The 13,315-nt window shown below is 69.8% G+C and carries 12 protein-coding genes and 1 pseudogene; 4 read left to right on the forward strand and 9 right to left on the reverse strand.

Annotated features, from left to right (window positions below):
• Nucleotides 1-232, forward strand: a pseudogene (locus D7X55_RS23950) (polymerase); the annotation flags it as partial.
• The gene (locus D7X55_RS23955; protein WP_121724294.1) at nucleotides 222-1,376 is read left to right on the forward strand and encodes a glycosyltransferase; all 1,155 of its coding nucleotides are present in this window, start codon (nucleotides 222-224) and stop codon (nucleotides 1,374-1,376) included. The pseudogene D7X55_RS23950 and the gene D7X55_RS23955, both read left to right, overlap by 11 nt.
• 518 nt (nucleotides 1,377-1,894) lie before the next feature.
• Here the strand turns inward: D7X55_RS23955 and D7X55_RS23960 are convergent.
• Entirely contained in the window at nucleotides 1,895-2,857 is a 963-nt protein-coding gene (locus tag D7X55_RS23960; protein WP_120547852.1) for an ornithine cyclodeaminase family protein, read from the reverse strand.
• Between the two features lie 260 nt (nucleotides 2,858-3,117).
• Entirely contained in the window at nucleotides 3,118-3,216 is a 99-nt protein-coding gene (locus D7X55_RS45375) for an RCC1 domain-containing protein (RefSeq protein ID WP_120547851.1), read from the reverse strand.
• Nucleotides 3,217-3,323: 107 nt separating this feature from the next.
• Here D7X55_RS45375 and D7X55_RS23970 point away from each other — a divergent pair, with 107 nt between their 5' ends.
• Together D7X55_RS23970 and D7X55_RS23975 are read left to right on the forward strand one after the other, a co-directional pair.
• Nucleotides 3,324-3,518: a hypothetical protein gene (locus tag D7X55_RS23970; protein WP_121724295.1), complete on the forward strand. Its 195-nt coding sequence runs from the start codon at nucleotides 3,324-3,326 to the stop codon at nucleotides 3,516-3,518.
• Nucleotides 3,518-4,459, forward strand: coding sequence for an IS4 family transposase (locus D7X55_RS23975; RefSeq protein ID WP_121724296.1), 942 nt, complete (start codon nucleotides 3,518-3,520; stop codon nucleotides 4,457-4,459). Before D7X55_RS23970 ends, D7X55_RS23975 begins: the two co-directional genes overlap by 1 nt.
• An 89-nt stretch (nucleotides 4,460-4,548) precedes the next feature.
• Here D7X55_RS23975 and D7X55_RS23980 read toward each other — a convergent pair whose 3' ends face one another.
• From D7X55_RS23980 to D7X55_RS24010, 7 genes are all read right to left on the reverse strand, one after another.
• The gene (locus D7X55_RS23980; protein ID WP_147470189.1) at nucleotides 4,549-6,153 is read right to left on the reverse strand and encodes a hypothetical protein; all 1,605 of its coding nucleotides are present in this window, start codon (nucleotides 6,151-6,153) and stop codon (nucleotides 4,549-4,551) included.
• A gap of 121 nt (nucleotides 6,154-6,274) precedes the next feature.
• On the reverse strand, nucleotides 6,275-7,672 hold the full coding sequence (locus tag D7X55_RS23985) for a DUF1552 domain-containing protein (RefSeq protein WP_120547889.1): 1,398 nt from the start codon (nucleotides 7,670-7,672) through the stop codon (nucleotides 6,275-6,277).
• Nucleotides 7,673-7,677: 5 nt separating this feature from the next.
• On the reverse strand, nucleotides 7,678-10,008 hold the full coding sequence (locus D7X55_RS23990) for a DUF1588 domain-containing protein (protein ID WP_121724298.1): 2,331 nt from the start codon (nucleotides 10,006-10,008) through the stop codon (nucleotides 7,678-7,680).
• 71 nt (nucleotides 10,009-10,079) lie between these two features.
• The gene (locus D7X55_RS23995; RefSeq protein ID WP_120547847.1) at nucleotides 10,080-11,156 is read right to left on the reverse strand and encodes a quinone-dependent dihydroorotate dehydrogenase; all 1,077 of its coding nucleotides are present in this window, start codon (nucleotides 11,154-11,156) and stop codon (nucleotides 10,080-10,082) included.
• A 3-nt stretch (nucleotides 11,157-11,159) separates the two neighbouring features.
• A complete protein-coding gene (gene add / locus D7X55_RS24000) occupies nucleotides 11,160-12,152 on the reverse strand; it encodes an adenosine deaminase (RefSeq protein ID WP_120547846.1) in 993 nt (330 codons plus the stop codon).
• 36 nt (nucleotides 12,153-12,188) lie between these two features.
• The gene (locus tag D7X55_RS24005) at nucleotides 12,189-12,893 is read right to left on the reverse strand and encodes a Smr/MutS family protein (RefSeq protein ID WP_121724299.1); all 705 of its coding nucleotides are present in this window, start codon (nucleotides 12,891-12,893) and stop codon (nucleotides 12,189-12,191) included.
• 24 nt (nucleotides 12,894-12,917) lie between these two features.
• Nucleotides 12,918-13,315, reverse strand: a 398-nt coding sequence (locus tag D7X55_RS24010) for a DnaJ domain-containing protein (protein WP_158626413.1), incomplete at its 5' end; no start/stop codon positions are given.

The raw sequence follows: 13,315 nt of genomic DNA on the forward strand, positions 1-13,315 counted from the left end.
CCCGGAGATGGGCTGGCTCGCACGCGCGCTCAGCGCGGCGGTGGCGGGCTACCTCATCTGTGACTTGTTCTCGGGCTACATCCTGTCCGCGCACTGCTACGTGCTCTTCGGCCTGGCCGCGAGCGCGCACCGCATCGCGCAGGCACGGGAGCGTGCTCTTGGGGTGGGGAGGCAGCCGGCGGTGAACACCGCGCCGGTGGCCACATGGGAGGGGTCTGGGCATGCGGCGTGAGGATGCGCGGTTGGGGCAGGAGCCCCTCCGCCTGGTGCAGTTCACCCGGTCGTTCCACATTGGCGGCACCGAGGTGCAGGTGCTGGAGCTGCTGCGAGGCCTGCCCTCCAGCTATCAGTTGCAGGTCTCCGTGCTGGAGGACGCCGGGCCCTTGGTGGGCTCGGTGTGGAAGCTGGGCCACGCGCCGGAGGTGTTTCCACTCAAGGGCTCGCTCGTGCAGCCCAACACGCTGATGCAGATCCACCGGATGTCCCGGTGGCTCAAGGCGAACCGCGTGCAGCTGGTGCACGTGCACGACTTCTACTCCAGCATCCTCGCGGTGCCGGCCGCGAAGCTCGCGGGCGCGAAGGTCATCGTGGGCCGGTTGGACCTGTCCCACTGGCAGGGCAAGGCCCGCCGCCTGCTGCACGCGCAGATGACCCGCATGGCGGACCACGTCGTCGCCAACGCGGAGGCCATCCGCCAGCTGCTCATCCGCGAGGAGGGGCTGCCCGAGTCGCGCATCTCCGTCATCCACAACGGCCTGGACCTCCCGCGCTTCGATGCCCGCGCGGCCGAGGGGCTCAAGGACGCGCTGCCGGACTCCGGCGGCGTCCCCACGGTCATCCACGTGGCCAACATGAACCACCCCGTGAAGCGGCAGGAGGACCTACTCCTCGCGCTTGCCATGCTGCGTCATGAGGGCACGAAGCTGAACGCGTGGTTCGTGGGGGACGGGCCCCGCCGGCCGGCGCTGGAGAAGATGGCGCACGACCTGGGGGTGGCGGAGGGGGTGCACTTCCTCAAGCACCGCACGGACGTTCCGGCCCTCTACGGGCAGGCCACGTTCGGCGTGCTGTGCTCCACCGCGGAGGGCATGTCCAACGCGGTGATGGAGGGCATGGCGGCGGGGCTGCCCATGGTGGTGACCCGGGTGGGCGGCAATCCGGACCTCATCCAGGACGGCGAGCGCGGCCTGGTGGTGGAGCCGGAGCGTCCCGCCCAGCTGGCCCAGGCGTTCCGCCGGCTGCTGGCCAACCCCCAGGAGGCCCGGAAGATGGGCAAGGCCGCCCGGGGCTTCGTCGCCCGCGAGCTGTCCCTGGAGAAGATGGTCCGCACGCATGACGCGCTGTACCGCCAGGTGGCAGGACTGCCCCCAGGCTGAAAACCCGCCCTCCAGGGCCGGGAAATGTCAGACCGATCTGGATAATCCACGCCCGTCCTCAAGCAATTGGGGGCGGGCGCGTTTCGTATTCGGGGGGCGGCGCGCTTCCGCCCGGTCGCAGTGTGTGTGCAGGTTATAGATGGGAATAGCGCGATTTTCGTGGAGATTGATGGGCGGTCTGTGGTAATGGCGCCTCGGGCGTTGCCGGGAGCGCTGCTCATGCCCACCCTGGGTGTCGCGGATCAGGCGGTGCAGGAATCACCGCCGGTGCGCAGGGGTTTCGAAGGAAACGGACGCCGAGCGCGGGGCCCGAAAGACGGGACGCGGGGCGGACGGCAGGAAACATGAAGGTGGCGTGGAGTCAGGCCTTTGAGCCGCTTCACATCCGCCCGCGACTTTACGAGGCCCTGCCAGTCGGCACGAGGCCCGGGGCGCTCGCCGGTAAAACTCCAAGGTGCCGGCGAGCGCTCTCTTTTTTTCTCATCCCTCTAGCGAGGTCGCGGCCCGGCCGCCGTGTCTCAGCCTTCGTCGACCAGGTCGAAGCGCTGGCCCACGCCCTTCGCCACGGCGACGTCGTAGAGCGCGCGGGCCAGGGCCACGTCCTGCACGGCGAGGCCGGTGGAGTCGAAGACGGTGACTTCAGAGCCGGTGCGGCCGGGCTTGCGGCCGGCGACGACCTCGCCCAGGGTGCCGGCGAGCTGACCGGCCTGGATGAGCCCGTCGTGCAGCGGCACGTTGACCTCGCCGGAGTGGAGGGCCTGCTCCGCGTCGTCGATGAAGACGCGCCCCTGGACGAGCAGCTGCGGATCCAGCTCCTGCTTGCCGGGAGCATCCGCGCCCATGGCGTTGATGTGGGCCCCAGCCTGGACCCACTCCCGGCGGACCACCGGGGCGCGCGCGGGCGTGGCGGAGCAGACGATGTCCGCGCCAGAGGCCTCCTGGAGGCTCACCACGCGGCCGCCCTTCTCCTTCTGGAGGGCCTCCGCGGCCTGGGCGTTCACGTCCGCCATCAGCAGCTCCAGGTCCCCGAAGAGGGCGCGGTGCGCGTCGATCAGGACACGCGCCTGCACGCCGCAGCCCACGAGCCCCAGCGTGCGAGGCTGCTTCCTGGCCAGGTACTTGGACGCGATGCCGCCCGCGGCGCCGGTGCGCCATGCCGTAAGCAGCGTGCCATCCAGGATGGCCAGCGGGGACGCGGTGTCCGGATCGCTGAGGACGTACACGGCGCGCACCGTGGGCAGGCCGTGCTTGCGCGGGTTGTGGGGATGGGCGTTGACCCACTTCACGCCGGCCGCGCCGTCGAGGAACGCGGGCATGGCGCGGAAGTCACCTTCGTACTTCGGCAGGGACAGGTACACCTTGGGAGGCATGAGCGCGTCGCCGCGGCCATGGGCCAGGAAGGCACGCTCGACGGCTTCCAGACCGAGCTCGACGGTGTAGAGGCCGCGCAAATCCCTGGCACTGAGGAGAAGGGTGGGCATGGGCGCGCTATACCCAACCGCCCTGGCCCGCGCACGCGCCGAATCCAGCACCGCCGCCCGCCCGGCTGCCTGTGTCATCCTCTGGGCGGAATGTCTGCCATTGACCCCTGTTCCAGTCGCCAGCCGGAGAGGCGCTGCTGGCGGCGCTGGAGCGCGACCCGGAGGAAGCTCGCGGGCCGGTCGCTCGCCGTGGTGCCCGGGCTCCTGCTGGCCTCGGCCACGGACTGGGCGCCCGTCGGTGGCAGGCGCCCAGCGTGCAATCAGTTACCCAAACCTTGCACCTGCACAGGTGCAGTGCGCAGGCTGGTCGTCCCGTCGCCGATTTGGCCGAAGTTGTTGTAGCCCCAGGTCCAGACCATCCGCGTCCGTTTAACGCGGTGGAGAAAAGCAGAGCAGAATCAAAGACATAGGTGCAGCCGAGCAGGCAGGCCCGTCGAAACGGAGGGACGAGGAACATTCTCCCGGCATGAAGAAGAGCACTCCGAGGGCGAAGGTGGCAGAGGGACTTCGGGCACTGGTGTCGGCCGAGGACATCCTGGAGGCCGCGCGGCGGCTGGGGGCGTTGCAGCGCCAGCGCAAGGTGGACCTGGTGGCGCTGGTGGAGGCCACCGTGGCCGCGGTGACGCCCTCGAGCGTTTCAACCACGCCTTCGGGCAGTTGATGCGTGAGGTGGCGAGCCGGGCCGTCCAGGCCGTGCGAGAGGCCGTCGGCGAGGACAAGCCCTTCAATGAGTTGGGGGCACTGCTGGAGGAATTCACGGACGTGCAGGTGGCCGACTCCACGTGCCAACTGCTGCGGCGGCTGGTGGCGGACTGGGCCCCGTCCACCAGCGAGGCGAGGCCCGCCGCCTTCAAGTGGCACGCGCTGGTGTCGCTGAGAGACGAGTTGCCGGTGGCCGACGGGCTAACACCCCAGCGTACCCAGGACACGCGCGCCCTGCCTGAGGAGGCGCTGAGTCCCGGCACGCTCACCTTCATGGACCTGGGCTACACGGACACGGGCCGCTTCCTCGACGCGATTGAGGCCGGGGCCCACTTCCTGGTGCGGCTCAAGGCCCAGCACGACCCGAAGGTGCTGCGGGTGCACGTGGGCAAGGGCGAGCGTGTACGCGCGCGTGGCATGCGCCTGACGGATGCGCTCTTGCAGGGCGTCCTCCAGGAGGAGGGCGGCGTCATCGACGTGGACGTGCAGTTGGAGAAGCACGGGCGCACGGCCCAGGCGCGTGTCGTGGCCGTGGAAGGGCCGGAGGGCGAGCGGCGCTGGTACCTGACGACGGTGGGCCGCGACGTGCTGACGGCGCTCGAGGTGGCCGAGGCCTACCGTCTGCGCTGGCGAGTGGAGCTGCTTTTCAAAGCCCTCAAGTCTGGCGTGGGGCTGTCGGCGCTGCGCGCCACGCGGCCGGGCGCGGTGCTCGCGCTGGTGCTGGCACTGACCCGCTGCGCCCCGCTGCTGCTGTCGCACGCGATGATGAGCCGGGGCGTGACGCTGGAGCAGTTGGAGGAGCGCATCCTGCTCATTGCCGAGGTGACGGCTCGCTCACGCCAGCAGCGCCGAGAGCGGGAACGGCGCAAGCGGGAGGCTTCCCTCGGGAGCGGCGGCTAAACCGGAAGCGGATGGCTCCGCGGGGCATGTAGGTGCTCAATTCAAGACATCGCATGTCTGGAATTGAGCGCCCGGGTCGCGGCCGCGCCTCAAGGGGCCGAGGCGGGAATGGCCCACAGCGAGAAGCCGGGGGCGCCGGGCAGGGCGCGGAAGAAGATGTCGTCTCCCGCGCGGGTGAAGGCCGCCGCCTCCGCCGGAGTCTTTCCCGCGCTCAGGGACTCCAGCGCGTGGGTGCCCTGGAGCGTCCCGTCGGTGACCCAGACATTGCCCTTCGCGGAGAAGAGCAGGCCGCCGGAACCCAGGGCCATGAGCGGCGAATGGAACACATCCGGCCGGGTGAGCCCGGAAGACAGCCAGCGCGTGCCGGCCGCCGTGCCATCCGTCACCCACAGGTCCACGTCGCGGGGCGTCTGGACGGTCGCCCCCAGCGTCCGGGCGAAGTAGACGCGGCCCCCCACGGTCACCGCGTTGCGCAGGCCCGGCACGGCCTTCGGGTCATCCGCGTAGGGATTGGGGAGGACCGCGATGCCCTCCTTGGCGCCTCCGGACAAAGGCAGCCGCCAGAGCTTCGAGTGGCCATCATCGGTGCGCGTGAGCACCGTGGCGAAGCCTCCGGCGACGCCCACCAGCCGGCCGTCCCGGCCGAAGGCGTCCAGCCGCACCGTGCCGGCCTCCGTGCCGTCCGTCTTCCAGACCTCCAGGCTGGGGCCCTCATCGGTGAAGGTGAACACCACGGCGCCGTCCACGACCTGGGGCGGCCACAGTTCCACGTTCGCGGACGCATCCAGCCGCTTCAACAGGCGCGTGCCGGCCGCAGTGCCGTCCGTCCGCCACAGGCGCGTGCCGTTCACCGTGTCCTGGAGGGTGAACACCATCGACTCGCCCAGCCGCTGGGTCCACGTGATCGTTCCCTGGTACCGCCCCGGGATGCCGAAGTCCTTCAGCTGGAACGTGCCGGCGGCCGTGCCGTCGGTGCGCCACAAGCGCACGGTCTCCTCGAAGTCGTCGGTGAAGAACACCCGGAGGCCGGAAGCGGGGAGCACCGCACCCGGGCCGCCGGTGATGCGGCCAAAATCCAGCAGCTGGACCGTGCCCGCCGCGGTGCCATCCGAGCGCCACAGCTGCGTCGTGCCGCTCTGGCTGTAGGGCGCATGCCGGAAGAACGAGAGCGCGCCGTTGAGTTCCTCGAAGTTGAACAGGTTCGAGCCTTCCGAGCCCGGATTCAGGTCCACGACAGGCCGGGTGCCCTCGGCCGTCCCGTCGCTCACCCAGAGCTCCCATCCGAGCCACGGTTCGTACAGGTGGAAGAACAGCCGCGAGCCCAGTGGCGTCATGCCGCCGATCCGCAGGCCACCCAGGATCGCATTCGTCGGACCGAACGCCTTCACCACGACGGTGCCCGAGTCCGTCCCGTCGCTCTTCCACAGGGCGATGCGCTGGTCCTCCTCCTGCACGACGAAGTAGAGCGTGCCCGCCACATCCGTCAGCAGGTCCGGGCGGGGCTCCTTGTCCAGCCGCGTCCCCGGAGTCCTGCCTGGAGGGAGCGCCTGCTGCACCTCCCGCGTCCCCCAGGCTGTCTCCATCCGCGCCTGGACCGCCGCCAGCTCACCGGAGTCCATCGCCTCCGGTCCGGCCCCGCACCCCATCACGCATCCCGCCGCCGCCACGACCCAGCCCCACGACCTCGTCCGCATGTCCGCCTCCCCAGCCCCCAGGTGCGAGGAAGGTGAGGCGGGGAGGACACGCGAGAACCTGCACCCTGGGGCAAGGCCGTTGCTCGAAAGACGACGGAGGCGGGACTACGCCAGGGGGTGCTCAGCCATACAGCTCGCTCAGCGGTCCCGGCGCGATGCGCGTGCTGCCCTCCTGCCCGAAGGTGTTGAAGTCCGCGTCTCCGAACGCGTGGCCGAGCGTGTTGAAGAGGTTGGAGACCTGACGGTTCCGGGCCGCGTCGAACTTCGGGTACACGACCGTGCGCCCGTCGGTCTTCAGGCCCAGCGCGTTGCCGCCCACCACGAGCTTCGGCCACTCCCGCGAGGTGGAGTGGTGCTGCTCGCCGTTGTCGGACATGAAGACGATCGCCGTGTGATCCAGCATCGAGCCGCTCGCGCCCACCTCGGGCGTGGCGGCCAGCGTCCTCGCCAGCTTCGCCACCAGCTGCACGTGGCGGCGGGTGACCTCGGCGACCTTCTCCCAGTTCTGCCCCGCATCCAGGCCGTGCTGCAGGTTGTGTCGCGGGGTGTCGCTCACGTCCGGGCCGTAGGACACGTCGAAGCCCGAGGTGCCCGTGGCCAGCACCACCGTGTTCGTCAGCCCCCCCAGGAGGGCCGCCGTGGCGATCTGGAACTGCGCCTCGAACCACTTCAGCGAGTCGGGCGGTGAGCCCGCACTGGTGAGCAGCGGGTTGTCCTTGGGCGCCAGCGGCAGGTAGGGCCGCACGCGGTCCGCCATGCCGGAGAGCTGATCCTCCCGCGTGCGCAGCGACTCGAGCGAGGAGACGTAGCGCTCCAGCTTCAGCCGCTCGTTGGAGTTGCCCTTGAACTCCGCCAGCGCCTTGCGCGAGTCGGCCAGCGCGAAGTCGAAGAGCATCTTGCGATCGCGCCCATTCGTCGAGCCGCCGAGCAGCGAGCCGAAGGTGCTGTCGAACGCGAGCGACGGGTTGACGATGATGCCCGCGGGCTTGCGGGGGCCGAGCGCGCAGGTCTCATACACGATGGACACGCGCGCGGAGCTGGTGCCCAGGCGCAGCACGTCGAACGGGGCACCCCGGCGCAGGCGGGGGGCGATCACCGCGTCGAAGGTCGCGCCCGCGCCGTTCACCGCGCAGCTCAGCCCGCCCGTCCCGCTGGAGTGCCCGCCGCCCGCGATGAGGTTGGAGAGCCCCAGCAACACGGCTGAGCGGTTCACCAGGTCGATGTCGCCGGAGGACGCCGCCAGCGGCCCGAGGCTGATCGCGCTGGCGAGATTGTCGCCCTGACGCACCAGCGGCGTGTCCTTGTACGCGTCCCAGAAGATGCGCTCGGAGGTGTTGGCGCTGCCACCCAGCGCCGCGCGGGTGCCCGTGCTCAGGAGCGCGCGGGGGTAGACGCCATTGCATTCCAGGACCAGCACCACGCGCGCCGGCAACGCGGACGACTGGGCGTAGACGTCGCGGAAGTAGGGCGCGAAGAGGCCGGCGGCCATGCCCTTCAGGACGGTTCGTCGCGAGAACATGGCGGTCACTCTCCAGCCTGCGGCACACGCCGCGTCTTCCAGGTGTCGCTGGTCATCAGCGTGGTCAGCATCTTGGAGAACGAGCCCTTGTTCTGATCATAGGCCTGCTCCATCTGCGTCAGCGTGCATGCGTCGCTCGGGTTCTCCGGGCGTCCCATGAAGTAGCGGAAGGTCTGCCGCACGAAGCAGCGCTTCACGTGCTGGGACGTCGCCAGGCGCTCGCTCAGCTCCACCGCGTCGCGCACCGGGCCGTTGAGCGCGGGGTCCGGCATCGACGTGAGCGTCGAGCTTCCGTCCGGCGTGGTCCAGCCTCCGCTGGGCGAGTGATCCCGCGCGCGCAGGAAGCCCGCGTGGTTGTAGATCTCGAAGGGCAGGCCCAGGGGTTCCATCAGACGGTGACAGCCCTGACACTGCGCTCCGGCGGTCGCCTCCTGCAGGCGGCGGCGCGCGTTCTTGTCCGCGGCGTGAGCGCCGACCTGGGCCGCCACCTGCACGCTGCTGAGCGGCGGGACGAAGCCGCACAGCAGGTTCTCGCGCACCCACTTGCCGCGGTGGACGATGGACGGATCATCCTCGAAGTTGCCGCCGTGCGCGGCCAGCCACACCGGGTGGGTCAGCACGCCCGCGCGCTCGGTGGCGGGCAGCGTCTTCCAGCGGCCCGCGACGGTCGCCGGGAGGATCTCGCTGACGTTGTACGGGTGCGAGAGGCCCTTGTGCGAGTCGTACGCCGCGTTCTGCATGGAGGGCACGTAGAAGGTGCGCGTGGTGAGCAGGTTCGCCAGCACGTCCTGATCCTCGACGACCACCCTCGCGATCAAGTCGTCGAACTGCTGGATGAAGGTCGGCTCCAGCGGATGGAAGTTGGTGAGCAGGTTGTCGTACGAGACCGAGCTGATGTAGCCGAGCCCCTCGAGCTCGAAGCGCGAGGTCGCCGCCGGGGACTCCTTGAACACCGCGGACACGTGCCCGTAGCCGAGCCACTCGCGGAAGAAGCCCGCGACGCCGTCACCCAGCCAGTACTGTCCGCGCTTGGAGCGCTGGTCCTCGTTGTAGTCCTGCACCAGATCGAAGCGCGGCGTCCCGTTCTCCTGGGTGTCGACGCCGCCCAGGTGCTTCTTGATGAGCGCGGCGGTCGTCGCATCCTGCGTGAGCGAGCCATCCTTCGCGGCGACGGCCACGTCCGCCAGGTGGCCTTCCAGGGGCGCGGAGTAGTACGGATACACGAAGCTCGGCGTGGCCGAGGGGGCGCGTCCTCCCAGCGCGTAGGCCAGCTGCGATCCCAGCTCCAGGCTGGTCAGCGCCACGCGACCGTCCGCCGGCGCGCCACCCAGCTCGCCGCGGAACATGGCGCCGGTCATCATCCACGCGGCGTTGGAGATCCGCGTGATGGAGTCCGCGCGGTTCTGCGCGGAGTAGGTGGGCTCCTGCGCGATGACCGTGGTCGCGAAGGCGATGAGGCGGTTGAGCTCATCCTCGGTGGGCGGGCGGAAGAAGACGCCGAACTCGAGCATCTGGCCCAGGTGGAAGCGCTTGCAGCTGTCGCTCGGGTTCGCGTCGTTGAACATGCAGCTGAAGCGGCGGTCGGTATAGACGCGCTCCATCCGGTTGCCGTCCGGGTAGTTCATCGTCCAGGGCGCGGCGGCCGCGCCGACCACCGGCAGGAAGAGCTCCACCGTGGCCTCGTCCAGCGTCTCGTCCGTGGCCCAGGAGCTGTACTGCTCGATGGCGCTGGGATCGAGCGGGTTGTCGTAGAAGCTGAACCCGGTCCAGCTGCGCTCCACCGAGCCACCGACGTTGCGGGTGAACTCGCGGCGGTTCATGCGCCGGATGCGCGTCGGTGCATCCGAGCGCGTGCCCTCGGTGCAGGTGAAGAGCGCGGACTGATCGAGCAGGTTGGGCTCGGGCACGACGGTCGGGGGCGGACCGCCCGTGCTGTTGCAGAGGGGCATGCCCTCCCCGATCCAGGTCGAAAGCGCGGTGCGCTCGGCTTCGCTCGCGCGCTCATGCGGGGCCGGCGGCATCGGGGAAGCGTTGTCGCCCATCCGGATGAGCGCGCGCTGGGCGTTGCTGAGCTTCCCATCCAGCGCCGAGCTGACCCGCATGTCGTGCAGGGTGCGCAGCGGCATCGTCGCACCTTGGGTCGGCAGCGCGCCGTGACAGCTGGCGCAGCGCTCGGTGAGCACCGACTGCACCACGCACGCGGCGGTCAGGTTTCCACCGGACCCGCCGGGCCCGGCGTCTGGGGTGTTGGGGCCGCCGTTGTTGGTGCCTGGCCCGATGTTGCCCTTGCAGGCAACGAGGCTCAGCAGTCCGGCCAGCAGGAGGACGCGGTTCATCCGGCCAGTCTGGCACGGACGGCAGGTAGAATAGCAAGCAAGGTCCGCGAAACGGGCTCGTGCGTGAGCGCCTACGCGGCCGCGTCCACGCCAATCACGTCGCGCACGGACGCGAAGCCGTCGCGGGCCAGCAGGGCGCCCAGCTCCGGGAGGATGCGGTCCACCATGCCCGGGCCCTCGTAGATGAAGCCCGTGTACACCTGCACCACGGTGGCCCCCGCGCGCAGCTTCTCGTAGACGTCCTGCGCGGAGAACACGCCGCCCACGCCGATGAGGGGCAGGGTGCCCCGGCTGCGCTGATACGCGCGGCGGATGACGGTGTTGGACAGCTCCCGCACGGGGGCGCCGGACAGGCCGCCGGCCTCCTTCGCGTGCGCGTGCTCGAAGGGGCGGGTGAGGGTGGTGTTGGTGGCGATGAGCCCGGACAGCCCGCGCTCCAGGGCCACGTCCACCACCTCGTCCACGGCCTCGGGGGTGAGGTCCGGGGCGATCTTCAGGAACAGCGGCGTGCCCGGGGCCACGGCCTCCATCCGCGCGCGCACGGCGAGCAGCAGCGCGGACAGCTGCTCCGGCTCCTGGAGCTTCCTCAGGCCCGGCGTATTGGGGGACGACGCGTTGACGACGACGTAGTCACCCAGCGGCGCCAGCGCGTCCACGCACGCGACGTAGTCATCCACCGCGCGCTCCAGCGGCGTGTCCTTGTTCTTGCCGATGTTCACGCCCAGCGGGCCGGGCTTCCACTCGCGGGCCTTGAGGCGCTCCGCCGCGGTGGCCGCGCCGTGGTTGTTGAAGCCCATGCGGTTGATGACCGCGCGGTGCTCCGGCAGGCGGAACAGGCGCGGCTTCGGGTTGCCCGGCTGGGGCTTGGGCGTGACGGTGCCAATCTCCACGGCGGAGAAGCCGCAGGCGAACAGCCCGTCCACGGCCTCCGCGTCCTTGTCCAGCCCGGCGGCCAGCGCCACCGGGTGGGCGAACTTCAGCCCCGCCAGCTCCACGGACAGGTCCATGGGCGCGCGGGACAGCGTGTGCTCGCGCATGGCGCGGCAGCGGGCGTTCCACTTCCCCAGTGCCGCGAGCCCCGACATGCCCAGCCGGTGCGCGGGCTCCGGGGGCAGGGTGAACAGCAATGCGCGAGTCAGGCCGTACATGGGTCAGGCCGGGATGAAGGACGCTTCACGCGCCCACGCCAGCGCCTGGTCCACCTGCTCCGTGGTGAGCAGGTTGTTGGACTCGACGATTTCAATCTCCCGCCGCATGTCCGTCTCCAGCAGGTAGGGGCCGTCCGTGTTGATGGTGAACTTCACCTTGCGGTCCCAGAACGTCTGCATGATGTGCTTGAGCTCCTGCAGGTCCTCCACGGCCTTGGTGTGGATGTTGGACGTGGGGCACAGCTCCAGCGTGATGTTGTTCTCACGCAGCACCTTCATCGCGGACTCGTCGTACGCGGCGCGGATGCCATGGCCGATGCGGTGCGGCTTGAGCTTCTCCACCGCCGCCATCAGGCCGTTGGCGCCCGTGCCGGCCGTCTCGCCGGTGTGCACGGTGCACTTGAGGCCGGCCTTGCGGGCGCGGGCGTAGAGGTCCTCGTACTCCGACAGCGAGGCCTTGTGCTCCATCGCGTCGCGCTCCGTGCCGGCCAGGTCGATGCCGTACACGCCGCGCGAGCGGTACTTGATGGCCTTCTCCACGATGATGCTGTTGAGCTTGTGGTCGAACTCACGGGCCAGGCAGAAGATGAGGCCCACCTTCACGCCGTACTCCAGCGTCGCGCGGTCCATGCCCCGCAGCGCCGCGTGGATGATGTGGTCCAGGTCCAGCTCGCTGGAGAGGTTGCGCTTCATGGGGTTGAAGCGCAGCTCGATCTGGGTGACGCGGCTGCCCCGGTACTCCTTGCCAATCACCTCGTAGACGGAGCGCTCGATGGCGCTGGGGGAGGATTGGATCTTCTCCGTCCAGGTGTGGAGGATCTTCAGGTAGTCGTCGAGGCTGCCCACCTTGCCCGGACGGGAGGTGATGAGCTCGACGAAGTCGAAGTAGTTCTTGACGGGGAGCTTGAAGCCCTGCTGGTGGGCAATGGACCACAGGATGTGCGGAGCCACCGCGCCACCCACGTGGATATGAAGGTCAATGAGGTCGCGAACCATGGCGGCATGTATGCACAGCCACGGCCACGCGTAAAGCTATCGGCGCAGCAGCACGTAGACCGCGCCGGCCCCGCCGTCCTGCGGACGGGCAGTGCAGTACGCCAGCACCATCCGCTCCAGCCGCTTCTGCGACAGCAGGTCCCTCACCGCGTCCTTGAGCACCGGGATCTGATCCTTGGAATTCAAACCGCGCCCGTGGACGATGAGCACGCACCGGCGCTTGGCCCGGCGGCTGTCGGACAGGAAGCGCTCCACGGCGGCCTGGGCCTCGCGCTGCGTCTTGCCGTGGAGGTCCAACCGGTCCTGCACGGAGAAGTCGCCCCGGCGCAGGGAACGCAGCAGGTTGGGGTCCACGCCGGGGGAGGCGCCCTCGAAGGCCTCATCAGAGCCGGTGAAGGACAGCGGCCCGTCCACGGCGACCAGGTCGGACAGCTGCGCGAGCGCCTCCGCGTTGTCGTCCATGATCTCCGGCAGGCGCGGGTTCGTCTGGGGGGCCTCACCGCGGTTCGTCACCTGCTTCACGCCGTCCATGGCGGCGAAGAAGAGGCCCACGTCGTCGTCTTCCGGACGGGCCTTGGGTGCCTTGGCGGGCTTCTGCGCGACGGCCTTCTTCTTCGAGGCCTCCGCGGCGACGGCCGCTGCCTTCTCCTGCTTCTCCTGGTCCTGGAGCGTCTTGATGGCGGACTTGAACGGGTTGTTCTGGAACTCCGCTTCCTTCTTCTTCGGGGGACGCTGGCTCATGGGATTCCTGTCTTCTAACCCGGGCTACAGGCCGCGCAGCCTGCGGATTTCCTCGTAGGCGTCACGGACGGCCTGGAACTGACGGGCGGCCTGCTCGGCGGCCCGGGCTCCCAGGTGGCTGGCCTTGTCCGGGTGGTAGCGGGCGGCGAGCTTGCGGTAGGCGCTCTTCACCTCCGCGTCGGAGGCGTCCGGGGGCAGGCCCAGGGTTTCATAGTGGCCGGTGGCGTCGCCCAGGTGCTGTTCGGCCAGGGCCTGGACCTTGGCGTCGGGGACGTCCAGGCCCTCGGCCATGCGCTTCAGGGCCTCGCGTTCGGAGCGCTGGAGGGGGCCGTCCGCGAGCGCCATCTCATAGAGGGCGTCCAGCAGCCGGAGCCGTTCGCCTGAAGGCAGGGAGTCCAGGCAGGAGTCGAGGGCGGCGGGGG

The sequence above is a fragment of the Corallococcus sp. AB049A genome (assembly GCF_003668885.1).
Lineage (GTDB): Bacteria > Myxococcota > Myxococcia > Myxococcales > Myxococcaceae > Corallococcus > Corallococcus interemptor.

Coding starts and splice junctions, on each gene's coding strand:
- D7X55_RS23960 (WP_120547852.1), bottom strand. CDS start 2,857: ATGCCCACCCTTCTCCTCAGTGCCAGGGATTTGCGCGGCCTCTACACC.
- D7X55_RS23995 (WP_120547847.1), bottom strand. CDS start 11,156: ATGTACGGCCTGACTCGCGCATTGCTGTTCACCCTGCCCCCGGAGCCC.
- D7X55_RS23955 (WP_121724294.1), top strand. CDS start 222: ATGCGGCGTGAGGATGCGCGGTTGGGGCAGGAGCCCCTCCGCCTGGTG.
- D7X55_RS45375 (WP_120547851.1), bottom strand. CDS start 3,216: ATGGTCTGGACCTGGGGCTACAACAACTTCGGCCAAATCGGCGACGGG.
- add (WP_120547846.1), bottom strand. CDS start 12,152: ATGGTTCGCGACCTCATTGACCTTCATATCCACGTGGGTGGCGCGGTG.
- D7X55_RS24005 (WP_121724299.1), bottom strand. CDS start 12,893: ATGAGCCAGCGTCCCCCGAAGAAGAAGGAAGCGGAGTTCCAGAACAAC.
- D7X55_RS23970 (WP_121724295.1), top strand. CDS start 3,324: ATGAAGAAGAGCACTCCGAGGGCGAAGGTGGCAGAGGGACTTCGGGCA.
- D7X55_RS23985 (WP_120547889.1), bottom strand. CDS start 7,672: ATGTTCTCGCGACGAACCGTCCTGAAGGGCATGGCCGCCGGCCTCTTC.
- D7X55_RS23975 (WP_121724296.1), top strand. CDS start 3,518: ATGCGTGAGGTGGCGAGCCGGGCCGTCCAGGCCGTGCGAGAGGCCGTC.
- D7X55_RS23980 (WP_147470189.1), bottom strand. CDS start 6,153: ATGCGGACGAGGTCGTGGGGCTGGGTCGTGGCGGCGGCGGGATGCGTG.
- D7X55_RS23990 (WP_121724298.1), bottom strand. CDS start 10,008: ATGAACCGCGTCCTCCTGCTGGCCGGACTGCTGAGCCTCGTTGCCTGC.